Genomic DNA, 23,526 nt, shown 5'->3' on the forward strand with positions numbered 1-23,526 from the left:
CTTGTCGTGCTTCGGCGCAGCCCTTGGGGCTCTCCATCGAGGAGTCGCGGAGCCGAGGCGATCCAGTAACGTGAGCCTAGCGGCGCCGGGCCTTGCCGGATCACGAGGCAAGGCTTGGCCCGGCAGACGTAGACTATCGATTCGAGGTCATGCCGTGGAAGCAGGTAGCCAGGTTGAGGCATTACACGTGAGAGAGACGGTCGAGGGATGCGGCCGGCTGCTGCCTCGGAAGTCGTTCGACAAGGTTACGCTCCAGCTGCTTTCGCCGGGTCCGTACGAATCCGAATTCTCGCTCGAACGCGACTGTGTGATGATCACGCTGGGAGTGTCCACCTGCGTGATGTCCATCAACGGAAATCGGTCACGCAAGAGCCGCGTCTCCACTGGGACGATCGATTTCTATCCCGCGGGAACCACCATCTGGGCACGATCCATCCAGCACGTTGGAGACACGATCTGCTTGCATGTACACCCCACGATGCGAGACGAGTTCGAGCAAGCGGGCTCGATCCGCGCGCTGGAAGAACCGCACCGAATGTCTAGTGCCGACGCCGCCACGTTGGCTCACATCGCGCGCCGCATCTCCTATTCTGATGACTCTCTCGACCACCTCGCTACTGAATCCGTGGCGATACTCGCGCTGAGCACGATTCTTCGTGGGGGCCGATTCGAAGCTCCCTTCTCATGCGACACGACGCACAAGAGGGGCATCTCGGAAGTGCTCGACTACATCGCCGCTCACTTCAGCGAGCCTCTGAGCCTCGACGATCTCGCGCAGGTTGCTGAGTTGAGCCGCTTCCAGTTCTCGCGCACGTTTCACGAAGAGATCGGCATGTCACCCTATCAATACGTGCTCGAACGCCGTCTCTCGAATGCACGTGAACTCTTGGCCAACGGCGATGATCCGTTGGCCGATGTAGCCCTTGCGTCAGGATTCTCTTCGCAGTCCCACATGACGGACCATTTCTCTAGGAAGTTGGGGGTAACTCCGGCTCGCTTTCGCCGTGCGACGCGCTCTTCGGAGCACTAGGTCCCGGAGTCGCCAATCGAGTTCGCGAACCCGCTGCTCTCCGTTGGAGGAAAGTGGTCAAGAGGGGTTCAGGAGGATCTTGCGCTGGCCCTGAGTGATCTGTAGCGGGCGCTCTCCCGTTGATTGCCTGGTCCAGCCGCCGGTCGCGCCCCTGGACAGAGCGCGAGTTCGTCCTCGAGGCTGAGTCGAATCCCGAATATTGCTCGGCGCCTGCGGCCTCGGGTAGGCGAGACTCAGAGAGAAATCGGCGGTTGATAGGCGATAGGCGCAGGAGCGACAATGCCCGAGCACTCACCGGCCGCCGCCCGTGGCCGCGTCCCGTGAGGATATCGATCGAGTTGTCACTCATGCATAGGTAAGCGGGAGGAACGATGAAGATCCTGTCTCGGTTCTGGATGGTCACGCTCGCGTTCTTGGTGTCCGCGCCCGGCTGGACGCCCGCTCACGCCAACGGCCCGCTCGTCTTGAGTGAGACGGAACCCAATGGCTCCCAGGCCACGGCGAATGCGGTGGTGGGCTTCGGAAGCGCAGCCAACCCCGAGGCCGATGTCGCGGGCTCGATCGGCGGCGGAGACGAGGACTATTTCACCGTCGATCTCGCCGTGAGCGACGTGTTCGTCGCCCGGGTCTCAGGCGACGCCAGTGAAGTGACTCTGTTTGATGTCGCAGGCGCGGAGGTGATGGGTTCGCGCTTCGACAGGACCCCTCTGCTGCCTCCGGGCTCCCCGTTGGACGAGGACGGAAACGCGTCGGTCTTCTTCGTCGTGCGCCACCCGGGCACCTACGCGGTTCGCGTGAGCGACGGCGCCGGCGGGGCCTACGAACTCGGGTTGCGCGCGTTCCGCGCTCCGCTCGAGTCCGCCGCCCCCGCCTCGGTCCAGACGATATGGGTCGACTTCAACGGAGCCACCGTAGATCCCGACGCCTTCCTCGTGGGGGACGAGGGCATCGTCGAGCCATTGGTCAATCTCTTGCCTCGCTGGGGTCTCACGAGCGCAGACGAGGATGCCGTCATCGACGCGATCCTCGCGAAGATCACCGAGCTGCTGCGTCACGACATCAACCTCTTGGGGGGCAACCCGAACTCGGACATCCGCATCTTGAACAGCCGCGACCACGACGACCCGTTTCCCGGCCCGCACGTGAGCCGGATCGTCATCGGCGGGAACGACGATATGAGACGCGCCGGCGCCAACGGCGCCGCCCTGTACTACGACGTGGGCAATTTCCTGACCGCCGAGACTGCGGTCGTCGCCGTAGATTTGCTGAGCGAGCCAGCGGGCCTATCCACCACCCTGAACAGCATCCCGTTGGATCCCAGCAAGACCATGATCGATCTCATCGGCCACGCGGTCGGCATCATCGCGAGCCACGAGGCCGGTCACATGTTGGGCAACTTTCACACCAAGCCCGGCAACGGAACTGGCAACGTGATGGACGGAAACGGCAGTCTCAACAACACGCTCGGACTCGGGGCCGACGGCAAGTTCGGCACCCCGGACGACGTGGTCATCGACTTTGGTGTAGACACCTACCAGGAACTGTACACCGGCGACGTCGACACAGGCGCCACCATCGCGGGCGGCCTGCATTGCCCCGACGGCAGCGGCGGCGATGCCTGCGCCCCGCCCGTCAACCTGCTCGCCAATCTCCAGCCCCTCGACTCTCCACTGCTCGCGATCGCGGGGTCGACGGTCTTGCTCGGATTCAACGCGCCGGATCCCGACGGCCTCGGCTTCCCGATCTTCGAGTCCATGGGCTTCCCGGCTCCCATCACGGTCGTCTGGAACTTCGGCGGCGGGACGACCGCGAACCCCCTCGACATCTTCAACCCCGCGCCGTCCGTGACCTTCGATCTCGCCGCACCGGGTGGCCCCAGCGAGACCTTGGACCTCTCGGCCCAGGTCTACGACGGTTCGGCGAACTCGACGATCGCGCCGTTCCAGGTGGTCGTCACCGAAGCGCCCGACGCCAGTGTCTGGGCGGACGGCCATCCAGTGACCGGCCCGCTCACGATCTGGAGCGGCGAGTCGATCTCATTCCAGGTGATCGCCTCGGACGAGGATGACCTCGGCTACCCGATCTTCGCCCCCGCAAACCCGAGCCCGGTCTCGTGGCAATGGGACTTCGACGGCGGGACGGGCTCGGTCCCGCTCTCGATCTTCGCTCCGAACCCGGTCGTGACCTTCACCGGCTTGGGCACCTACAACGTCCAGGTCACGGTATGGGACACGTTGGGAGCCAGCACAACGGTACCGGTCACGGTGAACGTCGTGGACTGATTTCCGCAGCGTCTGGGTCGGTCTCCTCAGGACCCCATCGATCCTCGAAGCGGCGCTGGGAAGCGGTTCGCTCGGTGAGATGCTCGTAGCCAGCGAGGTCAGCCCTCGAGCGCGGAGTCCGGCTCGACCATTGAGTTTCAATGTTTCATTGCGCTGCTATTTTCTAGGTCGAGATGGCCGCCAAGAAACCGAAGAAGACCTCTCCGACTTCGGCAGAGCGCGGGGAGACCCCGCGACGCGCGAAGACCCGGGAACTCATCCTGGAAACGGCGCTCGAGTGCCTCCGAGAGGACGGGTTGGCCGGCACCAGTGCGACGAAGATCGCGAGTCGATGCGAACTCTCCTGGGGAGTGATCCAGTATCACTTCGGGGATCGAGCGGGACTGCTGCTCGCACTGCTCGGGCGCACCTTCGAATGGCTCCACGATTCGGTTTCCGAGGCCGCTCCCGTTCCGTCGGAGCCCTCGGACCGGCTGCGACTCCTAGTCGAGGCGATGTGGACCCCCATGTCGCACCCGGACTACCACATCCTCCTCGACATCCAGTCGGAGTTGGGACGCGACCGATCGCATCGATCCGAGGTGCGAAAGCTCGCGCGAGAGATTCGTGGACGCATCCGCGAGATGTGGCGCAAGGCGTTCTCGGGAATCCCCACGGCCGAAGTCGATCGGGCCGAGCGGCTCGCCACGCTGGGACTTCAGGGGATCGCGTTGGAGCGAAGGATCGTGGGGCCTCGCGCGGAGCATCGCGAGGACGTCGAGAGCCTGATCTCTGCCGTCGCCTCGGCACTGCGCATCGACTAGCGCTCCGGGGCTTGCCTCGGTTCCCCTTGGCGTGCACGAACCAGAGCCCCATGGAGGTCGCCCAGTCATGCTTCGGTTCACCGCGAACCTGCTGGTCACGGCTGCCCTTTCGATCCTCGGCGCTCCTGCGCTTGCCGGGGAACGCCCGCCGAACATCGTCATCGTCCTGATGGACGATGTGGGTTTCGCGGACCTCGGCGCCTATGGGTCCGAAATCGAAACCCCCCACATCGACCAGCTCGCAGCGCACGGCCTTCGCTACACGAACTTCACCGTCACCGCTGTTTGCTCCCCGAGCCGCGCGGCCCTGCTCACCGGCCTGAATCACCACTCTGCGGGGGTCGGGCACGTCCCCGACATCCCGCGAGACTTTCCCGGCTACCGCGGCGTGATCCACCGGAACGTGGCCACGCTCCCCGAGATCCTTCGCGATCAGGGCTACGCGACCCGCATGGTCGGCAAGTGGCATCTCGTACACGCCGGGGATCAGCGCGCGGAGGGTCCCTTCGATCAATGGCCCACCGGCCGCGGATTCGAGCACTTCTTCGGGATTCTCTCGTCCCACACGAACCAGTGGGTGCCCCACGAACTGTGGCAGGACACGACACGGATCCACGTCCCTCCGGATGGAAGTTTCTACCTTCCGGACGCTCTGACCGATCGCGCGATCGAGATGCTCGAAACGCTACGCGACGCGAACACGGAGCGGCCCTTCTTCCTCTTCTATGCCACGGCGGCGGCGGCGCACGCACCGCATCACACCCGTCCTGAGGACCGCGCGAAATACAGCGGCCGCTACGACCGCGGATACGACGTCGTTCGCGCCGAGCGGCTGCGGCGCCAGGAACGAGCAGGCCTGGTTCCTTCGGGTACACCGCTCGCGCCCTACTACCCCGGCGTCGTTCCATTCGACGAACTGTCCGATGCGGATCAGCTCGTTTCGACGCGCCTCCAGGAGAACTACGCGGCGTTCATCGACAACATCGACCAGAATGTTGGGCGCCTGGTCGATTGGCTGGAACAAAGTGGCGAGCTCGAAAATACGATCCTGCTCGTCCTCTCCGACAACGGCGCGAGCCGCGAAGCCTTCCCGAACGGGACCACCAACCAAGGGCGATTCTTCAGCCGGATCGGCGAGACGGACGAGCAGCGGATGCGCGAGCTACCGGGCGTCGGCGGCCCTACGTCGTACCCGAACTACCCGCTCGGCTGGATGCAAGCCAGCAACACCCCTTTCAAGCTGAGCAAGGCGAGCGTGCACGGCGGCGGCATCCGGTCGCCGCTCATCGTTCACTGGCCAGCAGGCATCGAGGATGGCGGCGCGCTCCGCGATCAGTTCCACCACATCAACGACATCACGCCGACGCTACTCGAGCTTCTCGGCATCGAGCATCCGGCGGAGGCCGAAGCCAGCACGCAGAAGCCGATGGAGGGAACCAGCTTCGCGTACACGCTGGCCGACGCATCTGCGCCCACGCGGAAGCTCGAACAGTACTACGAGATGGAGGGAAATCGCGGGTACGTCCGGCGCGGGTGGAAGCTCGTCTCCTGGCGCCCGGATGGGGAGCCCCAGGAGGACTACCCCTGGGAGCTCTACGATCTCACTCGGGACCCGGCCGAGTCGAACGACCTCGCGGACCAGATGCCCGAGAAGGTCGAGGCGCTCGAAGCGGCGTTCGACGCGGCCGCGCGCCGCTACGATGTGTACCCCATCGACTCACGCGCCACGATGGATCGCGCGGACTTCACGAGCCGACCGGATCGGATCGAGTTCGAGGCGGGCGATGGCCCGCTCTCGATGCAGCTGGCTCCACGCATCGTCCTGCGTTCGTGGTCGATCAGCGCGCAACTCGAACACGCGGCAGACAATGACGGCGTGCTCGTCGCGATGGGCGACCCCCACTCGGGCTATTCGTTGTACGTGAAGGACGGCAGGCTTCACTTCGACGTGAACTGCTTTGGGGACCTCACTCTCCTGGAGTCGCCGTCGCCACTCCCCCAGGGCCCGGTCGAGGCCAGGGTCGATTTCGAACGCGATAGCGTACTCGGAGCGATCTTCCGCGGCGGGTTGTGGAACCGCTACCGATTCCTGGGCGGCAAGCTCACACTTCGTGTCAACGGCGTCGCCGTCGCGCGAGATCGCCTGCCGACCGGGCCCCCACTCCTGCTCTGGGAAGGGCTCGACATCGGCCTCGATCGCGGAGCCGCGGCGTCGCAAAGCTACGCGCCGCCTTTCGCCTACCGGGGGGTCCTGGGCAAGGTCGTGTTCGAGCTCCACTGAGCCGGCACGACGACTCGCTGGAGCCCAGCGCCTCCCTCCCCGGTCGCACCGGCTCTCGAATGACTTCGGCAGCGAGAGCCAGCCGGCTCCCGTGGCCTCGAGATTGATGCCCTATGTTTTATAGTGTATCAATAATTCGAGATCCAGTCCCCACTCCTCGAGGCACACGATGACCCCCGGCTACTTCGACGCCTACCCCACGATCCAGTTCGAGCGAGACGAATCGGGCGTGCTCGTGATGCGACTCCACTCCGACGGCGGTTCCGTCGTCTACTCACACCAGCACCACAGCGACTGGTCCCGCGCCTTCCGCGATGTGGCGATGGACCAGGACAACCGGGTCGTCGTGTTCACCGGTAGCGGTGACGCGTTCTGCGAGCGGTTCGGAGCACAGCGCTCGATCAAGCGCCCCTCCGACTGGCATCACATCTATTGCGAAGGCAAGCAGATGCTGCGGGACCTCCTCGAGATCCCGGTTCCGGTGATCGGCGCCGTGAACGGTCCCGCCACGATCCACGCCGAGCTACCCCTCCTGTCGGACATCACGCTCGCGAGCGAGACCGCCGTTTTTCAGGACGAGCCCCACATCGGCTACGCCACGGTCCCCGGCGACGGCGTTCACGTGTTCTGGCTGGACTGGCTCGGAACGAACCGCGGCCGCTACTTCCTCATGACCGGGCAACGAATCTCGGCAGCGGAAGCGCAGACGCTCGGCGTCGTGAACGAAGTGCTGCCGCCCGAGCAGCTCATGCCGCGGGCGCTCGAGCTCGCCCAGGAGCTCGCCTGGCTTCCGGACCTGACGCTCCGGTACTCCCGCACCCTCCTCACCCAGCGCCTCAAGCGCCTGCTCGAAGAGGGCATCGGCCATGGTCTCGCGCTCGAAGGCCTCGGGGCTCTGGAGATGATCATCCCGCGGGCCCAGCCGGCGGCGGACGCAGAGTGAGCCGTTTCGACGGAAAGGCCGTCGTCGTAACCGGCGCCGCGTCTGGCCTCGGCCGCGCGACCGCGATGGCCTATGCCAGAGAAGGCGCCGCGCTGATGCTCGTCGACATCGACGCCGGGGGGCTCGAGTCAGCGGCTTCCGAAGCGCGGGCCCTCGGCGCCGAAACCAAGACGGCGCGCTGTGACATCTCGGACCCGCAGGCCTCCCGAGATGCCATTGCGACATGCACGTCCGCCCACGGCGGAGTCGATGTCCTGGCCAACGTCGCGGGCATCGTCGGTTTCTTCCATTCGCGCGACGTCACACCGGAAGAATGGAATCGGTTCCTCGGAATCAACCTGAATGGGCCTTTCTTCCTCTATCAGGCCGCGATCGGATCCCTGATCGAGCGCGGCGGCAACATCCTGAACGTCGCGTCGTCGGCTGCCTTCGTGGGGGAGGCCTATCTCGTTCCGTACGCGACGAGCAAGGCGGCGCTGGTCCACATGACGAAGTCGCTCGCCATGGAGCACATGCACGACGGCGTTCGCATCAACGCGATCGCCCCTGGCGGCATGGCGACGCCCATGGGCACGACCGTGTCGATCCCAGAAGGCGTCCGGGGCGATTTGATCGGGCGGTACACAGGGATTCGCCCGCCGTCGAGCCCGGAAGAAGTCGCCGACCTGATCTTGTTCGTGACCTCGGACCGAGGCGCGTCGATTCACGGCGCCTGCCTCTCGATCGATGGCGGCATAACGGCCGGATGACCGGAAGGAAGATGAAATGACCGACTCCCTCGAAAGCAAGGTGGCCATCGTGACCGGATCCGGCCGCGGCATTGGCGAGGTCTACGCCAGCGCCCTCGCCGAAGCCGGCGCGTCGATCGTGGTGGCCGACATCGATCACGACAATGCCAAGGCGGTAGCCGAGCGGCTCTCTTCCGAGGGCGGGAATGCGATCGGCGTGCGGGTCGACGTCGCCGATCCGAGCATGACCGATGCGATGGTCTCCGAAGCGAGCGACCGGTTCGGCGGCGTCGACATCCTCGTCAACAATGCCGCCTACATGCCCGCGATCATGTCGGGCCTGCTCGACTACCCGCGCGAGGAGTGGCAGCGGACGCTCGACATCAATCTGTCGGGAGGGTTGAACTGCATTCGCTCCGCGGTGCCCGCGATGCGCAGGCGGGGCGGCGGTGCCATCGTCAACATCTCGTCGATCGGCGCATTCGAGGGCGGTCACGCCTACGGCATCAGCAAGCTAGGCGTCCAGGGCATGACGACGTGGCTGAGCCAGGAACTCGGACCGCAGGGCATCCGGATCAACTGCATCGCACCGGGTCCCATCAGCACCGCGCAAGGAGACGCCGCGCGGCCGCCCGGGTACCTCGAGGCGATGAATCCCGCGACGCCGCTGAAGGTGATGGGAGATCCGGAGGATCTCTGCGGCACGCTTCTCTATCTCGTATCGGACGCGTCAGCGTGGGTGACGGGCCAGATCATTCGCGTCGACGGCGGCTACGTGAAGCGACCGCTGTAAGCGGCGGCGCCGAGGAACAGACCCGGGGGCGCTGGGGGCCTGGGCACCGAAAACGTACCGGGCCGCCCCCCCGACCTGGAAGCAGGGGGACGGCCCGGCTAAGGACGTTTCACGCCGCCGAGGACGGCGTGCTCGCACTCATCGGTTCGCGCGAGAACGCCACACTGCGATACCGGCCAGGATCAGCGCGCCGGCCAACAGACCGGGAGTCTGAGTGGGCTCGGGCAGCCGAATCGCCGAGAAGTTCGCGGTGGCGTTGTTGCCGGCGAACGTCGCCTTCGAGAGATGCCCCGCGACCAGCTGAATGTTGCGCGCGCCCATCCCGGTCACGGAGTCGGAGCCCACGGCGGTGTGAGTGACCACGTTCGGGTTGCCCTGTGCCGTCCCCGTGTTCCGCACGACGACCGTACCCGTGGTCCAGGGGAAGCCGAAGTTTCGGTTCACGCCCGCGGGCAGCATGTTCGGGATCGGCGTCGACACCATGCCTACCAGACCGAACGGGCCCGTCATGGTCAGGGTGTACATCAGGAAGATCGGCCCGGAGGGCAGAACGTCCGTGTCGTAGGCCGCGTAGCCGCGACCCGCAGCACGCGAACCCATCCCGACGATCAGGTTGAGCCCGACACCTCCCGGGATACCGGGGATGCCGAGGATCGCGAGCGACGAGGTGTTCGCTCCTGTCGTAAGGACCAGACCCATCGTGCCACCGAACGCGTTTGGACCCGCCGTGTTCTTGATGATGCCCGGCGAAGCGGCGCCCGCACCCGTGATGTTCGTGCAGAGCGGGTTCGGCGGCGCGCCCATGCACCAAGTGAAGTTCGCTCCGGCCCGACCCGTCTGGGCCGTCCATGCGCCCGCGCGCATCTGGCGCCAGACGGCGGTGTTGTTGCCGGTCGCCATCGTCTGGTTCTGGGCTTCGAACGGCACGCTCATGGGACCGTTGAAGCTGAAGCTGGTCGCGAGCTGCTGGATTGCCGGGTTGATCGGCGCCGGCACGACCTGCACCGCCCCAGCCGCCGGAGCGCTGATGACGCTCGTGGGCATCGTGAACTGGGCGCCGGCCATCGTGCCGGTGGCCATCACGGTCTGCGTCGCGGGGTTGCCGCGCATACAGCCGTTCGGGAAGGCGATCGCCATCGACGAGTTCGCGGGCGTCATGCCCGTGCCACCGATGGTCATGGTCTGCGGGACCATTGTGCCAATGCGGAAGCCTTGAGTGATCGACGGGCAGGGAGAGGCGCCGACCGCGGGCAGGTCGACGAAGGCACCCGTCGCCGAACCCGCCTTGGCGGTGATGACATAGGTCTGCGCCGCTGCGGGCGCAGCAAGGAGGAAAGCGACGGCTAACAGCACCATCACCTTCACGGTCTGTTGAAGTCGGGACATGGATGCTCCTCCGGTGAGTGATCGAGGGCGCCATGGTGTCCGCTCGGGGGTCTCGGTGTCAATGGAATCTATTAACGACTCGATTAGGCCGACTCCCCCGGGGGAATAGCGGGATCCGTTCGTCTTCATTCTCGTTTTCGTTTAGGTTGACCCACCGTGGACGCCGCACGGCAAACGGATGCGACACGACAGAAGCTGATGGCCGCAGCCCTCGAGCTCTTCGCGGAGCATGGCCTGGACGGAGTTCGCATTGGCGCCATCACCCACGCCGCCGGTGCCGCGAACGCCTCGGCCATCCACTACCACTTCGGTGGGAAAGACGGCCTCGTATCGGCGATCCTCGACAAGTACGACGCCGAGACGAGTGCGAAGCACCGGGCTTACGCCGCCGAACTCGCACAGGTCGACGGCGTCGAACTCCGCGACGAGGTCCGTGTCCTCGTGATGCCCTACGTCGATCTCCTGAATCGCACCGATGGCGTCGCGTACCTGAGACTGATCGGGCAGCTGTTGGGGCACCCGAGGTTCGCGGTCCTCGAGAGACACCGGAAATTCGACGCCATCCCCGGCGGCCCTCTGGCGGTCATGAGTCGCGCGAACGAAGCGAACCCGCAGTATTGGCAATCAAGGCGGCTCTTGGTCGGCAGCTTGCTCTATCACGGCCTCGCCGACTACGCGACGCTGCAGTTCGCTCAGAAGCGCGACCACCGACCCGCCGAGCGGGACGCCTTCGTCGACGAGCTGGTCAACGCCATCACTGCCGTGTTCCAGGGTCCGCGAGCCTGATCCCCGGCCGGGTTGCGAAAGCGCAGTCGCGCTCCGCACGTACACGGGGCCACGCGCCTACAAGCCGGTAGATCGCCTGCGAGAAACCTCGTAGACCGGCTCTTTGCGAGTCCGATGCCGCGATCGGGGGCGCACGGAACTCGCACCCGCGGTTGCGCAGGCTTGTACCCAAGCGGTGCGCCGGTGTACATCATGGCTCGCCACGAGTGCCGGCTCGAACCCGCGACGCGAGCGCGTGCGGGAGCAGAGGTCCATCCATGCGCGTTCCGTACATCGCCCTCTATGTAGTCTGGGTTCTCGGTTGCACCGTCGGGTTCGGGGTTTGGCACGCAAACTCCCACGGCAACGTGAACGTCTGGCAGGTCGCGCTCGCGTTCTTTCTCGCCGTCAACATCGTCACGTGCGTCCAGGAGATCTGCCTCGGTCTCCGCATCGGCACGATCGAGCGCTGGTTCCACGATCCAGACGCGCGCGCTGAACGGCCCCGAGGATCGTTCTGGCTGACGCCTGTGCCCATCCGTCAGCTCTTCTCCGCGACGTTCTGGGCGCGTATGTGGTACGAGTACGCACGTTTCGATCCGTCGTATGCGGATCGAAAGTCGTTCGGCTTCGCCGTCGATGTGGGAAACGGCTGGTCGACCTTGATCCCCAGCATCCTCTTCCTCTTCGGAATGACGCTCTGGGATTCTCCGTTGGTCCTCGGCCTTCTCGGGGCGCTGATCTTCTACCAAAAGCTCTACAACACGAGCCTCTACTTCTTCTCGTACCTGTTCAACCGGCGCTATGCGCTCCAACCGATCGCGCGGGTCATCCCCGTCGTCGGCGGCACGAATGGCGTCTGGATCCTCTTCCCTGCGGTCGGGCTCTTCGTCTGCGCGCAGATGGTCCTGCAGAACAGTCTCTCCATCATTCGCTAACCGACACCACGGATGGAACGCCAGCGACGCGATGCTCGTCGGCTTCACGATCTCGAGGAGGGAACCATGAAGATCGATGCGACCCCGATCGATTCGCGCCGCGTGGGCGGCGCGAGAGGCCGCGGCCACCCACGACGATACGGGGCGGCAGCAGCGCTCCTCCTGCTCGTATCGCTCACGGCAGCCTCTGGCAGCGAAGTCGCCCGCGACACCCGCGACGTGATGCCGAATTTCCTCGAACCCATCGCTGCTCCCGAAGGTGCGCCGAACGTCGTCATCGTGCTCGTCGACGACCTGGGCTTCGGCGACCTTGGGCCGTATGGCTCGGAAATCTCGACGCCGAGCATCGACCGCCTCGCCCGGAACGGGCTGCGCTACACGAACTTCACGGTCACCGCTCTCTGCTCGCCAACCCGCGCCGCGCTCCTCACCGGCGTCAACCATCACCGGGCCGGCGTCGGTTTCCTCTCCAACTTCGACCTGGGCCACCCGGGCTACCGCGGAGAGATCGCTCCGGACGTCATGACGCTCGCCGAAATCCTCGGTGCCCGCGGCTACAGCACCCTGATGACCGGCAAATGGCACCTGGTGAACATGAGCCACGAGACCCAGGTGGGGCCCTTCGACAACTGGCCAACCGGCCGCGGTTTCGAGCGTTTCTGGGGCTTCCTCGATGGCGAGGTGAACCAGTTCCACCCGAATTTCCTCGTCGCGGGCAATGAGTTCGTCGAGCGCGTTCCTGACGACTTCTACTTTCCAGATGCCATGACCGATCGCGCAATCTCGATGCTCAAGACCCAGCACGCCATCGCGCCGGAGAAGCCGTTCTTCCTCTACTACGCGGCCGGCGCCGTGCACGCGCCTCACCAGGCGAAACCTGCGGACATCGCGAAGTACCGCGGACGCTACGACCGCGGATGGGATGCGGTCCGAGCGGAACGACTCGCCCGCCAGAAGCAGCTCGGCGTTGTGCCACGACAAACAAAACTCGCGGGGTACGACAAGCAGGTTCGGCCCTGGGACCAGCTCGACGATGCGGAGCGCTCGATGGCAGCGCGGTTTCAGGAGCTCTTTGCGGCGTTCTTGGACAATCTGGACCAGAACGTCGGTCGTCTGGTCGCCCATCTCGAGGAGACGGGACAGCTCGAGAACACCCTCTTCGTGATCCTCGCCGACAACGGCGGAAGTCGCGGCGGCGGGGAAGAAGGGCGCGCCAACTCGGTCCGACGCCAGGCCGGTGCGGAAGACGGGAACTTCGCATACAACCAGCGCGTTCTCGCGGAGCTCGGCTCGGTCACCACTCGACCGAACTATCCCATGGGGTGGATGCAGGTCAGCAACACGCCCCTTTCGCGTGGGAAGGCAACACAACATGGGGGCGGCAACCGAAGCCCGCTCATCGTCCATTGGCCGAATGGCATCGAAGCTCGCGGTGAGACCCGAAGGCAGTTCCATCACGTGACCGATATCGTCCCGACGGTTCTCGAGGCCGCCGGCGTGGCCCCGCCGGCCACCTGGCGCGGCCTCGAGGTCCGGAACCTGGACGGCGTCAGCATGCGCTACTCGTTCGGCGCACCGGACGCGCCGAGCCGTCGCACCGAGCAGTACTACGAGATCGGCGGCCACCGTGCTTTCGCAACCGCCGACGGCTGGAAGATCGTTGCCTTCGCCGACAACAAGGACGCGTACACGACTCCATGGGACGAAGCACCCTGGAAGCTCTACCAGACCGATCGCGACATCGCCGAGACCGATGACCTGGCGGCCGAGTTTCCAGAACGCGTCGCCGAACTGGAAGCTCGTTTCTGGGAAGCCGCCGAGGCGAACCAGGTCCTTCCGATCGACGACCGCGTCTACCGCAACCGGGTCGACCGGAGTCGTATGCTCGAGAAGAAGCGCATCGTCCTGCGGCGCGGTACGGAGACGATTCCGCTCTTCGGTGCACCCATGACGCTAGGCCGTGACTTCACGATCACGGCCTCGATCCGGCGCGAGGCGAAGGACTCGGAAGGCGTCCTGGTCGCTCACGGCGACCTCGCCTCCGGCTACTCGCTCTTCGTGAAGGACAATCGTCTCCACTACGAGCTGAACCGGGCGGGTGACTCCTTCCGCCTCGAGTCGCCCGAGCTTCCGCTCGGCGCAATCGAAGTCGCCTTCGTCTTCGAACAGACGTCCCCACTCCTCAGTCTTGGAAGGAGCTTCTTGCAGTCGGGCCAGATCGACTGGATGGCCGCACTGGCCGGCACCGGACACCTCGAGGTCGACGGCCGTCGCGTCGCCAGCCAGGAGCTACCCGCGGGCGGCGCCCTACCGACCTGGGAGGGGCTCGATGTGGGCCGTGACCTGAGACTGCCCGTGACGACGCGGTACGAGGCACCGTTCGAGTTCCAGGGAGAGCTCGACCAGGTGGTCTTCGATTTGCGTTGAGAACGCGGTGCGAGGAGAAGGCGTGCGTTCTCCGACCCGAGAGATGGGAGTTGGGGATTGGCGCCGGCGAGCCCGCCCGCGGGCCAACCCGCGCGCTGCCTACGGGCGCGATTGGTTCTCGCCGATCAGCTCGGGAAAGAAGCGCTTGGCTGCGTCGATGTAGGAGCTTCGGTCTTCCAGCCACAACTCTTCGATGGACGAGGTGTTGTTGAAGTAGAGCCGGCCATCCTGAATCGTGAAGACTTCGGGGTGCCCCTTGTACAGACGCCCACGACTGGCCGCGTACGAACAGTAGCCGCCAAACTGGGGTGCGTATCGCTCGGGATTCTCGACGAACATGGCCAGATGGTCGGCATTCGCGAAATACCAGGTGGTGTCGCGCCACTCGTATTGGAACTCGGCGCTACCACGAACCGCATGTCCAAGCGTGAAGTAGGCGACGGTGTCATAGCCGTCGATCGCGGGCCCACCGACTTGGGCGCGGTAGACCGGGTGTGCCGCGAAGGACACCTCGGCGAACATCACGGCCGCGGCCAAGGCAGCCATGGTGAGGTACCGGAGATCGTAGAGACGTGACATGGCGACACCGCCCTTCCTTCGATTGACGATCCTGCTTCTCGCAGTCACCGCCGAGGGCGTTTCAGTGGCTATTCGGCCAGGAAGATCGGGTGCTGAAGCGCCGATCTATGCTCTCGTCCGGCCTTGAACCGACCACTGGACCCCTCCAAGGCCAGGCTGCGGTGCCAACCCGGTCCCTCCGCCTCGGTGCCAGATTTCACACCCCCTGGGGCGACCGTGAGACCCCCTCTCAACTCGTCGAGGCCTTCTTGTCGAGCCTATCGGCCTCGAGGCTCTCGCCCGAAGGGGCTATTCCGCGGCCAAGATGGCTCGCAGGGCGGCCTCGGTGGTTTCAGGGGAGCCGTTCTCGACGAGATCGAGCGAGATATTGAACCTGCCGACGACCTCGGCGCGGAAACGGATCTCGCGGCTCGCGAGGAACCATCCAGCGGTGGCGACCACTGCGGAGCCCTGGAGGAGTTTCGACGCGACGAATAGGTTGGCCGCAGACAGGCCAACGGTGAGCGCCACCATCGCGACGAGGATGATCAAGAGGCGCTGCTGCGCGCGAAGGCGGGATTCGACCAGGTCCGCCGCTAGAGCTCGGCAGGCTTCCTCGTCTAGGTTCGCTCCACCCATACGTGGGCGGAGGTCGAGGTGTCGCGCCAAGACGTCGCGGAGCGGGGAGGATACGCGGTCTTTCTTCTCAATCGTCGCGGAGCTCATCGAGTACCTCACTGAGGAGCGCGGCGTAGTCGCCCCCGCGCGCCTTTTGCAGTCGGAGAACGGTGGCGGAGAGAGCGAGACGCGGCCCCACCTCGATTGACTGTACGGTTTGAACGCAGCGAGCGTCTGGGGCACAGCTCTTGATCGCCATAGCGAGCAGCTCGGACTGGCAGACCGTGAGATCGACCGTGCCGCCCGGGTCGAGTGGAATCGCTCCCGCAATCGCTTCGGCTCGGTGCATGCCGTCGCGCAGCTCGACACGGTTGCCCGGCACGATCTTACGGTCCAGCACGCGGTCGAGCAGGTCTCGGTTGGCGGCCCTACAGACATTCGGAGCACGCCCGACCGCAGTTTCGCCCCATAGGTCCCCGTAGCCTGGGTTGTGGACCGCGTTGTTCAAGCTTCTCACAAGCGTGTCGATCGATGGGGCGCCTTGACCGCGCTGCTCACTCAAATCGCGGCGCAGGGTGTCCAGGAACGTTCTGGCGCGTTCCTCGTCTTCATCCTTCCCGCCGAAGATGGTCTCCAAGATCTCTTCGGCGGTGCTTCCAGCGTCGCTCACGTCTCGCGTCGAGACGCCGTGTGCCTTCCAGTGAGCGACGAGCACTACGGAGTCGTATGCGCCGACGGATCCAGTGAGCGATTCCAGGGTTCCGTCTCGAACGCAGTCCACTTTCACCCAATCGCCTGTGGAGGATCGCTCCATCTCGTCGAGCAGTGAGGCACTCCACTCAAGGTCCCTGCCGATTCCAGCTCGCCACGCTCGGTCCAAGCGGAGCCCGCGTGCGCTCCAGCGGGCGAAGTCGTGCGTAGGAGACTCTGCGTGGTCCCGTTCGAAGGCCTGTCTCGAGATTGGGAGGCCATTGATGACAAGGCAGCGTCGAACTCGCTCCGTTGTGCTCCTAGCCTCTATGGTCATCCGCGACAGCCTCTCTCTCAACGATGACTATTCCGGCCAACTCGCCGCTCTGGAGCTTAAGCTCGACATCGTCGACGCCGAGCCTGTCAATAAGGTCCCGCTTCAACTGCTCCGCCGCCTGCGGGACCGTGTGTCTCCGCTTCCCGGACTCCTCCAGGCTGCGACGCGTCAGTTCTTCGAACGCGGACCTCCCGGACTCCGTGAAGGGACGGGGCGACCTCGCGAGGATCTCCGCCTCGATGGGCCCCTCGGCGATTGCGCGCGCAGGCACCTCGATCTCGATGATCGCCTCGCGGCCGCCCTGCCGAAGTGTGACGACGCTTCCATCGGCGCTTTGCTTGAGAGTTGCCTCCGACCAGTCCGGTCGTTTCTGTGAGAGCCGTGCGATCGTCCCGCCGTCGAGGTGTCCATCGTTGCCGCGTCGCACTTTCGCACCGCCCCCGGATCCAGTCGAGCGGTTCGTTCCGCTGTTGCCGCGGCTCTTGCCGCGCTTGAACCAGGAGAAGCCGAACCAGCCTGGCTCGCCGGATGATGCAAGAACCGGCGGCCGGGGCGGGATCCGTCCGCCCCCTCCTCCCGCACCGCTGAGCGTTCGAAGCACCGACTCGGCAGAGCTGGGCGTGATTCCTTCGAAGCGGACCTGCAACGGTGCATCGCTCTTGGGCGCCACTTCTCTCAGGCGCGAGATGAGCTGGGGGCCAGTCAAAACGGGTTCCGCGATCCCACGCGTTCGGTCCACGAGTACGAGATCGCCCTGAGGCGACCGTGTCACGAGGACGTCGAGTTTCTGCGCGGCAGCCCGTTCGACGAGCACCTTTCGCGTCACGCCATCGATCTCGCGCGCGGCCGCGGTCGTGAACACCTCCAGGTCGGCGCCGAACTGCGATTTACCGATGCCATGCGTACGAAAGCCCGCTTGCTGGACATCTAGTGCTTTGGAGGCGGCTCGCACCGGACGCTCGACCGCGAGTTCCCTTCGGACGAGCCCGGAGATCTCTGCGTCACCCTTCGACGCGTTCCGCTCGACAACCCGGCTGACGCGATGTGCGCTTCCGGTGCTCTTCGGGTTGACAGTAACGCGGATTTCATCGCCGACCCGGGCGATCCGCGTCTGACCAACCGGTACTGAGGTGTCGGACAGGATCCGGGTGACTTTGCTACCGAGGTTGTGACCGCCGACGCTAGTCGCATCACTGCGATTCCACGACAATACAAGCGACGCCGTCCTCACCGAGCCACGCGGCTCGTGCTTCGCATCCTTGGCGAACGCGTCTCGCACCTCCGAAACGCCGGGGAGCTTCGCGAAAACCGACGCAACGGGTCTACTGAACTGCAGCAACGCGAGTTCCATCAAACGGTCGCGGGAGCTGGGCGGGCGCTTCTCGAGCGCCTCGAAGAGACTGGTGACCACCAGCTCGCGAGGATCGGCCCCGCCCACCAGCATCTCCACGGCCTTCTCTGCTGCCGAACGGGAAGCCGCTTCGGCTAGCGCCCGGAACTCTAGGAAGGTTGCCTTCTCCACGTCGAGCGACCGCGGGTCCGCGAGCACCTTCGCGAGCCGGTCGAGCCCTGTCGCGCCGAAGTGCCTTGAGACCAGCGACACGAATGATCGAGCCTCATCTAGCTCGAATCGCGCGATGAATCTCGCGATCTGGAGATCAGTGACGCTCGCGGAAGGGATATCGAGATCGCCAGCGACCACCTCGGCCATGATGACCCGCTGTTCACGCCATTCCGCGGCCGAGTCGGCTTGGCTCGGTAGGTTGGCGAGAACGAACTCACCGTACTCCGGTGCAACCTCTGCGCTCCCGTCGGCGATTCGCCCCAACGCGCTGCGCACTTCCGACTGCAGGCCGGCGCGAGCCCGACGAGCCGCAGTGGAGTCGAACGCACCGGGATCGGCAGAGACTCCGAACTCGTGAAACATCTGGTACAGAGCGGTGTACTGAACAACGCGCGCGAGGTACGGATTGCCGAGGCCCACGAAATAGCCGTAGGCCTCGTCCTCGTACGCTTGCAGCTCGCCGATTTCCACGCGACCGCTTCCAGCGTTTCCTGCGTCCGATCCGTAGGTAACGGGAAGCGCACCCGTACTCAGGACGGAGTAGACGCCGTAGTCTGGATACTCATACACCGCTCCCACACCTGCGGTGTTCCAATTGAAGAGCACCTCAACTGCGCCCGACTCCTCGAACAACTCGACACTAAGGGGGCGATCGAACGGGAAGTCGTTCGGCTTCGGATACGGGAAGTCGACGTACTCGATCTGGCCGGCCTGCGACCATGACTTCAGCATCTGGTCCGTGATGTTCAACAGGCTCCCGAACTCGGTGTCGAGCAGACTGTCGCTCAGCAGAATCGGGGCCCAATCCCGCCCTTCCTCGCCGAGGATCTTGCCCGCGAACGGAAGGTTGCGCTCATAGCTCTGAGCGAGCTCGTCCGAGGACGCCGCTTGGGCGAGCCGGAAGACGTCCTCGAACCGGAGCGGGGGCACGACGCTGAGCATGGACTGGCGGGAACGGCCGACGACGGCGAGAGAGCGATCTCCCCGGGTGACGCCGCCTACGATCGCGTCGGACTCGAGCGCGAACGCGCGGAAGTCGGCGCGAGCATCGGCGAGATCCGACTTGCGGTCGACGAGCCACGCGACGAGGAGGCCGTCCTCGCTACGCCACACGCCCGTCTCCACCGCTCCCATGACGTCGTCGAAGGCTCGCCTCTCGCCCAAGCTCGAAACGAAGATGGCCGGCTCGTCGAAGAGCCACTTCCGGAGCTCCGAGGCGCCAACGTCGAGTCTCGGGGCGCCTCGGTCCATCGGCCCGGGCAGATGCGTCGGCAGTGCGATCGCGTGCGCCTTGTACAGAGTGCCGAACATCGAGAGGTACAAGGTCTCGATTCCCGCCTGAAGTGCGAGCGAATCATCGGCAGCCAAGTCGGCGACATCAAGCTCGACCACGACGTCCTCGACCCATCCGTCGAACCCGACCTTGTGTCGTTTGCGCGCGAGGCCTCGCACCCCGTCGAAGGCTCGACAGATCGCGGCATCCCACTCGCGACGCGACAGGTTCGGCGGCGGCTCGGAGACGATGAGGACGCGCGTTCCGTCGTCGCGCGCCTTGGTCAAGGCGAGCGTCTGAACGTGAAACGGGTAGGCCTGACGAAACGCGAGCCACTCCTGATCCGCGGCCTGCGACACGGCAGGCGCTCCGCAGGTCTCCGGCTCGCTAGCACCGGCGAGCTCGGCGCGGGCGAGGTCGACCGTGCTGTCGATGCTCGTCCGAGAGGACGACGCAGGAGGCCGGTGCGGAGGCTCTGCACCATCGAGTTCAGATGCGTCACAGGCGACAAGAACGAACAGCGCAGCGATCGCGCAGCCGATCGAGTGGTGGAAATTCATGGGACCTCCGTGGCCGCTTGTCGTAGTCAACCGAGCACGAGGCTCGATGGCCTCAGCGGGCGTTTAGGTCGTTGCTATCGCTGCAGTCGCCCGACCGTGGTCACCGGGACCCTTGGTCGTGCCGTCGGAACGCTCCCCCGATCAGAGGCAGTCGCTGCTCTCGATAGGTGGACGGCAGGATAAATGGGATTCGCTAGCGGACGCTGTAGCTCCCTTTACACCTCTCGTGTTCCGGTCCCGATCCCGGCTGGAATCGCGCAACGACTCGCATTCCGCCGCCTACGTTCAGTCTTCGAGGTTGGGAGGGGGGGGCGTTCGAAACCCTCCAAGCGGGCTGGCGGAACTTCTGAACAACGAGCGCGTCCGATCCGTCGTCGAGACGGACGGTCGGAGATCGATTTCTCCTCGGGATGCCACGGACCGCGGCTACGCACCCGCTCCGCTGCGGGCCGGGAGAGGAGAGGGGTGGGGGCAGCACGGGGAGTCCGAGGTCCACGGGGTTGGAAGCAGCATGCTCTGTTCGGCGGTTGCTCGTGACGGGCGCTCCCAGCTCTCGGGCGTTTGAGGGGGAGGCGCCGACGAGTACGGGGGCGCGTGCGCTTCCCGGACGCACGCGACGTGTAAATGGCTTTACGGATGGCTCCACGGCGTCTCCGTACCCTGTCGAGCGAACACGGTTGCTCGAGCGAGCCCTTCACAGCTCGAGCCATCTCTGCGATGCGAACGCCACGCGGGAGATCGGGCCCGCCCACCAAATAGGGAAGGACGACATGCCGTTTACATTGATCCGTGGAACCTTCGACCCCAAGGCCGGCCGCCCGGATGGCGACTCGGTCCGTTTTCGCCCCGACGACCCCTCTCTGGTCTTCCGTCTGCGCCAGCGTGGCCGCCCTCCGAAGATCAATCAGAACAACGGAACAGTGCAGCTTCGCTTCGAGGGCATCGACACCATGGAGAGTCGCGCGAATCCGCCGATCTCGGGCGCAGCGACGACATCGAACCTCGAATTGCTCGGTACGCCGAATGGCGACGAAGAAGCACCTGGCTATATCCTTTCGAACCAGCTCGGCCCGCACGGTCGCCCGATCGCCTTCGTGTTCACGGGAGATCCGCCCAGCGGCGAGAACGACGGTGACAGCATCTTCCTGGATGCGGACCGCGTGAAGCAGAGCGTGAACTTCCTACAGGTCGAGCGCGGTCACGCGTATCCCCTGTTCTACGACACCCTCTACTCCGATTTGCGTTCGACTTTCTACGACGGCGTGGTGGAAGCCCGCTCCCACGGGCTGGGCGTGTGGGCAGACGACGCGAGCCAGGTTGGGGCTGAATGGAACGGAGAAGCATCGCTGGCGACAATGCCTCCGCTGTGGCCAAAGCTCTGGCGTCGCCTCGACACCTACGAGCGCGACCCCGACATCGTCGATCCGCAGCGGCTCGACGAGTTCGAAGACTACCTCCGCTTCCAACGGCCCGAACGCGTCTTCATCCTGTCGCAGGGGCGCTCGACGGATCTGGTGAACGTCGTCACGGTGAACGGAAACCGCGCCGGCCTCGACCGGCAGCCCGAGGACATTGTCGTTATGTCGTAGCGGTGCCGGGCCGGGTGAAACCGACCTAGCGGCCCTGGACCATGCCGAGCCGACGGGTCAAGAGCCTCTGTCGCGGGCGGCGGTGGAGGCCGACGGAGAGGAGCCCGCCGGAGTACATCCCGCGACCGTAGTACGGTGCCTCGTACCACTCTTCCAGACTCGGCAGGACGATCCAGAGCCGTTTCACGAGTGTGAGCACAGCAGGCCTCCCCTCGAGGGATCCGGCTCGGCCTGACAGGAGAGGGCCCGCGAGAAGCAAACCGGGGTCTCGATCCAGGTCACAGACCCCGCGCGCTTCGGAACGATGCGGCCCGCCGAGGCGACCGAAGCATCTGGCGACGCAGCGTTCCTGGGGAGGCCCACGCGCTACCCCAGCGCTTCTCGACGCGGCGGCGGGAGACAAGGGCCAGGGCGGCGAGGCCGGCGGCGAGTTGCAGGAGCTGGTCGGGCTCGGGCAGGTATTCGACGGCGCCCAGTTCGGAAGCCGCGCCCTGGGGACGCGGGGTGCCGCGAATGTCGGCCAGCGGAGCCACCGTGTCGTCGCCCGCGTCGACCACGGGGCTCGAGGCGGCGGGAACGAAGTCCTCGACCTCGATCGTGAGTTCGGGGCCGGCGCCCTGCCGATAAAGCGAGGCGGGGCCGAAGCCATCGATCGCGGGGATGCCGTCGAACTCGGGATCGGGGTCCACGAAGTTGCCGTCCACGCCGATCACCGGCGGCGTCCCCTGCCCGGCCGTGACCGCGATCTGGTTGTAGCGATAGCGGTGCTCGGCGGGATCGTAGGGGATATTGCCGTGGGCGTAGTTGATCGAGTGCAGGACGTTGTTCGTCACGTCGAGCCCGGTGACGTTGTTGCCCAGCGTGAGCCCGCCGTAGATCCCTCGCCAGAAGACATTGTTGACGAACTCGACGTCGACGGCGTCGATCACGTACCCGACGAACCCGCTCTCGGGCGTCAGGAACACGTTGTTCGCGAAGCGAAGGTTGCGGCAGTACTGACTCGGCGACGTCGCCCAGTTGCCGAAGAAGAAGGCCGCCGTGCTCCGCACGTCGAAGATCAGGTTGTCCTCGAAGACGCTGTCGCTCACCGCGAAGAGTTCGATCCCGTCGCTGTGACCGTTGAAGCACGGGCCGGACGGATTCGTCGTGGTGCCGATCCCCAGCAGTTCGTAGATCGAGTTGCCGACGATCGAGAGCCCGCTCGCGCCGTGGATCTCCATGCCGTCGTCCGCGATGTCATGGATCTGGTTCCGATGCAGATCGACGTTCGTGCTGCCGCCGAAGATCCGGACGCCCGTGCAGGCCTGGCCGAGGCCCCGAATGTCGCTGTCCTCGATCGTGACGTTGCTCGAGCCATCGATGACGACCACGGCACCCGTCGTCGTCGCGAAGCTGGCGTTGCGCACCGTGATCCCGGACGAGTTCCGGATCACCAGGTGCTCGTAGGAGCCCCCGTCCACGGTCTGGTTCGAGACGTTCTCGAAGACCAGGTCGGCGGCCGTCGCGCCCGACGCCACCAAGAGGGCGAACAGCATCAGGGCGAACACCAGGACGAGCGGGGCGCGGTGAAGATTTCCAGCGAAACGCGGAGTCGAAGAGGACACGGCTCTCTACTTCGGGGGCGAGTCGGCGCAGACCGTATCGGAGCCCTGCCCTCTGGCCCTGTGACCGCCGTCACCGGGCATGCCCACGCCGGCAAATGGCCCGCCCACGCCCGATCCAGGAGGAGCGCCGGGGTCTTCGTCCTACCCAAAGCAGAGCTCTTCGGAGGGCCTCCGGCGGCGCGAGCCTGGGAGTCGCTTGGCGGGTCGCTGAGTCGAAGGCAGGAAGGAGACCTGCCCCCCAAACCCATCGAGGTCGTGGAACTCGTGATCGGGCCTGGGAGACTCGAGTCCCGCTTCGCGTCGCATCCCTTCTTCTGGGCCTGTGCCGACTTCGGCGTGCGGGAGATGAGCTTGCGA

The 23,526-nt window shown here is 65.3% G+C and carries 18 protein-coding genes; 11 read left to right on the top strand and 7 right to left on the bottom strand.

Annotated elements, in window-relative coordinates; all coding sequences use genetic code 11:
* Window positions 1-187 precede the first annotated feature (187 nt).
* The 7 genes from AAF430_09440 (at window position 188) to AAF430_09470 (ending at window position 8,860) form a co-directional block, all read left to right on the top strand.
* Complete coding sequence (locus AAF430_09440) at window positions 188-1,030, top strand: AraC family transcriptional regulator (GenBank protein MEM7410441.1); 843 nt, start codon at window positions 188-190, stop codon at window positions 1,028-1,030.
* Between the two features lie 371 nt (window positions 1,031-1,401).
* Window positions 1,402-3,312 carry a PKD domain-containing protein gene (locus tag AAF430_09445; GenBank protein MEM7410442.1) on the top strand — a complete coding sequence of 637 codons (1,911 nt, stop codon included), beginning with the start codon at window positions 1,402-1,404 and terminating at the stop codon, window positions 3,310-3,312.
* Window positions 3,313-3,485: 173 nt separating this feature from the next.
* The gene (locus AAF430_09450) at window positions 3,486-4,115 is read left to right on the top strand and encodes a TetR family transcriptional regulator (protein ID MEM7410443.1); all 630 of its coding nucleotides are present in this window, start codon (window positions 3,486-3,488) and stop codon (window positions 4,113-4,115) included.
* 67 nt (window positions 4,116-4,182) lie between these two features.
* Window positions 4,183-6,396, top strand: a complete 2,214-nt coding sequence (locus AAF430_09455) for an arylsulfatase (protein MEM7410444.1) — start codon at window positions 4,183-4,185, stop codon at window positions 6,394-6,396.
* Between the two features lie 169 nt (window positions 6,397-6,565).
* A complete protein-coding gene (locus AAF430_09460) occupies window positions 6,566-7,339 on the top strand; it encodes an enoyl-CoA hydratase/isomerase family protein (protein MEM7410445.1) in 774 nt (257 codons plus the stop codon).
* Window positions 7,336-8,088 carry an SDR family oxidoreductase gene (locus tag AAF430_09465; GenBank protein MEM7410446.1) on the top strand — a complete coding sequence of 251 codons (753 nt, stop codon included), beginning with the start codon at window positions 7,336-7,338 and terminating at the stop codon, window positions 8,086-8,088. Before AAF430_09460 ends, AAF430_09465 begins: the two co-directional genes overlap by 4 nt.
* Before the next feature lie 16 nt (window positions 8,089-8,104).
* Entirely contained in the window at window positions 8,105-8,860 is a 756-nt protein-coding gene (locus tag AAF430_09470; protein ID MEM7410447.1) for a glucose 1-dehydrogenase, read from the top strand.
* Window positions 8,861-8,998: 138 nt separating this feature from the next.
* On the opposite strand, the gene AAF430_09475 is transcribed toward AAF430_09470, so the two are convergent.
* A complete protein-coding gene (locus AAF430_09475) occupies window positions 8,999-10,246 on the bottom strand; it encodes a hypothetical protein (protein MEM7410448.1) in 1,248 nt (415 codons plus the stop codon).
* A gap of 156 nt (window positions 10,247-10,402) precedes the next feature.
* Here AAF430_09475 and AAF430_09480 point away from each other — a divergent pair, with 156 nt between their 5' ends.
* The 3 genes from AAF430_09480 (at window position 10,403) to AAF430_09490 (ending at window position 14,376) form a co-directional block, all read left to right on the top strand.
* On the top strand, window positions 10,403-11,032 hold the full coding sequence (locus tag AAF430_09480) for a TetR/AcrR family transcriptional regulator (protein ID MEM7410449.1): 630 nt from the start codon (window positions 10,403-10,405) through the stop codon (window positions 11,030-11,032).
* A gap of 257 nt (window positions 11,033-11,289) precedes the next feature.
* Window positions 11,290-11,949 (top strand): hypothetical protein, encoded by a 660-nt coding sequence (locus AAF430_09485; GenBank protein MEM7410450.1) that lies wholly within the window; start codon window positions 11,290-11,292, stop codon window positions 11,947-11,949.
* Window positions 11,950-12,015: 66 nt separating this feature from the next.
* Complete coding sequence (locus tag AAF430_09490) at window positions 12,016-14,376, top strand: arylsulfatase (protein MEM7410451.1); 2,361 nt, start codon at window positions 12,016-12,018, stop codon at window positions 14,374-14,376.
* 99 nt (window positions 14,377-14,475) lie between these two features.
* Here AAF430_09490 and AAF430_09495 read toward each other — a convergent pair whose 3' ends face one another.
* From AAF430_09495 to AAF430_09510, 4 genes are all read right to left on the bottom strand, one after another.
* Window positions 14,476-14,955 (bottom strand): YHS domain-containing (seleno)protein, encoded by a 480-nt coding sequence (locus tag AAF430_09495; protein ID MEM7410452.1) that lies wholly within the window; start codon window positions 14,953-14,955, stop codon window positions 14,476-14,478.
* Between the two features lie 288 nt (window positions 14,956-15,243).
* Window positions 15,244-15,486, bottom strand: a complete 243-nt coding sequence (locus AAF430_09500) for a hypothetical protein (protein MEM7410453.1) — start codon at window positions 15,484-15,486, stop codon at window positions 15,244-15,246.
* A gap of 154 nt (window positions 15,487-15,640) precedes the next feature.
* Window positions 15,641-16,579, bottom strand: coding sequence for a hypothetical protein (locus tag AAF430_09505; protein ID MEM7410454.1), 939 nt, complete (start codon window positions 16,577-16,579; stop codon window positions 15,641-15,643).
* Window positions 16,563-19,976 (bottom strand): hypothetical protein, encoded by a 3,414-nt coding sequence (locus AAF430_09510; protein MEM7410455.1) that lies wholly within the window; start codon window positions 19,974-19,976, stop codon window positions 16,563-16,565. Before AAF430_09510 ends, AAF430_09505 begins: the two co-directional genes overlap by 17 nt.
* A 770-nt stretch (window positions 19,977-20,746) precedes the next feature.
* Here AAF430_09510 and AAF430_09515 point away from each other — a divergent pair.
* The gene (locus tag AAF430_09515; protein ID MEM7410456.1) at window positions 20,747-21,565 is read left to right on the top strand and encodes a hypothetical protein; all 819 of its coding nucleotides are present in this window, start codon (window positions 20,747-20,749) and stop codon (window positions 21,563-21,565) included.
* Between the two features lie 25 nt (window positions 21,566-21,590).
* Here the strand turns inward: AAF430_09515 and AAF430_09520 are convergent, their stop codons facing one another.
* Together AAF430_09520 and AAF430_09525 are read right to left on the bottom strand one after the other, a co-directional pair.
* Entirely contained in the window at window positions 21,591-21,764 is a 174-nt protein-coding gene (locus AAF430_09520) for a hypothetical protein (protein ID MEM7410457.1), read from the bottom strand.
* A 79-nt stretch (window positions 21,765-21,843) separates the two neighbouring features.
* Window positions 21,844-23,169, bottom strand: coding sequence for a right-handed parallel beta-helix repeat-containing protein (locus AAF430_09525; GenBank protein ID MEM7410458.1), 1,326 nt, complete (start codon window positions 23,167-23,169; stop codon window positions 21,844-21,846).
* Window positions 23,170-23,526 lie beyond the last annotated feature (357 nt).

The sequence above is a fragment of the Myxococcota bacterium genome, assembly GCA_039030075.1.
Taxonomy (GTDB): domain Bacteria; phylum Myxococcota_A; class UBA9160; order UBA9160; family SMWR01; genus JAHEJV01.

Bases quoted from the DNA above. Each gene is read 5' to 3' on its own strand.
- AAF430_09445 (MEM7410442.1), top strand. From the start codon at position 1,402: ATGAAGATCCTGTCTCGGTTCTGGATGGTCACGCTCGCGTTCTTGGTG.
- AAF430_09450 (MEM7410443.1), top strand. From the start codon at position 3,486: ATGGCCGCCAAGAAACCGAAGAAGACCTCTCCGACTTCGGCAGAGCGC.
- AAF430_09455 (MEM7410444.1), top strand. From the start codon at position 4,183: ATGCTTCGGTTCACCGCGAACCTGCTGGTCACGGCTGCCCTTTCGATC.
- AAF430_09460 (MEM7410445.1), top strand. From the start codon at position 6,566: ATGACCCCCGGCTACTTCGACGCCTACCCCACGATCCAGTTCGAGCGA.
- AAF430_09470 (MEM7410447.1), top strand. From the start codon at position 8,105: ATGACCGACTCCCTCGAAAGCAAGGTGGCCATCGTGACCGGATCCGGC.
- AAF430_09475 (MEM7410448.1), bottom strand. From the start codon at position 10,246: ATGTCCCGACTTCAACAGACCGTGAAGGTGATGGTGCTGTTAGCCGTC.
- AAF430_09485 (MEM7410450.1), top strand. From the start codon at position 11,290: ATGCGCGTTCCGTACATCGCCCTCTATGTAGTCTGGGTTCTCGGTTGC.
- AAF430_09490 (MEM7410451.1), top strand. From the start codon at position 12,016: ATGAAGATCGATGCGACCCCGATCGATTCGCGCCGCGTGGGCGGCGCG.
- AAF430_09495 (MEM7410452.1), bottom strand. From the start codon at position 14,955: ATGTCACGTCTCTACGATCTCCGGTACCTCACCATGGCTGCCTTGGCC.
- AAF430_09505 (MEM7410454.1), bottom strand. From the start codon at position 16,579: ATGACCATAGAGGCTAGGAGCACAACGGAGCGAGTTCGACGCTGCCTT.
- AAF430_09510 (MEM7410455.1), bottom strand. From the start codon at position 19,976: ATGAATTTCCACCACTCGATCGGCTGCGCGATCGCTGCGCTGTTCGTT.
- AAF430_09515 (MEM7410456.1), top strand. From the start codon at position 20,747: ATGCCGTTTACATTGATCCGTGGAACCTTCGACCCCAAGGCCGGCCGC.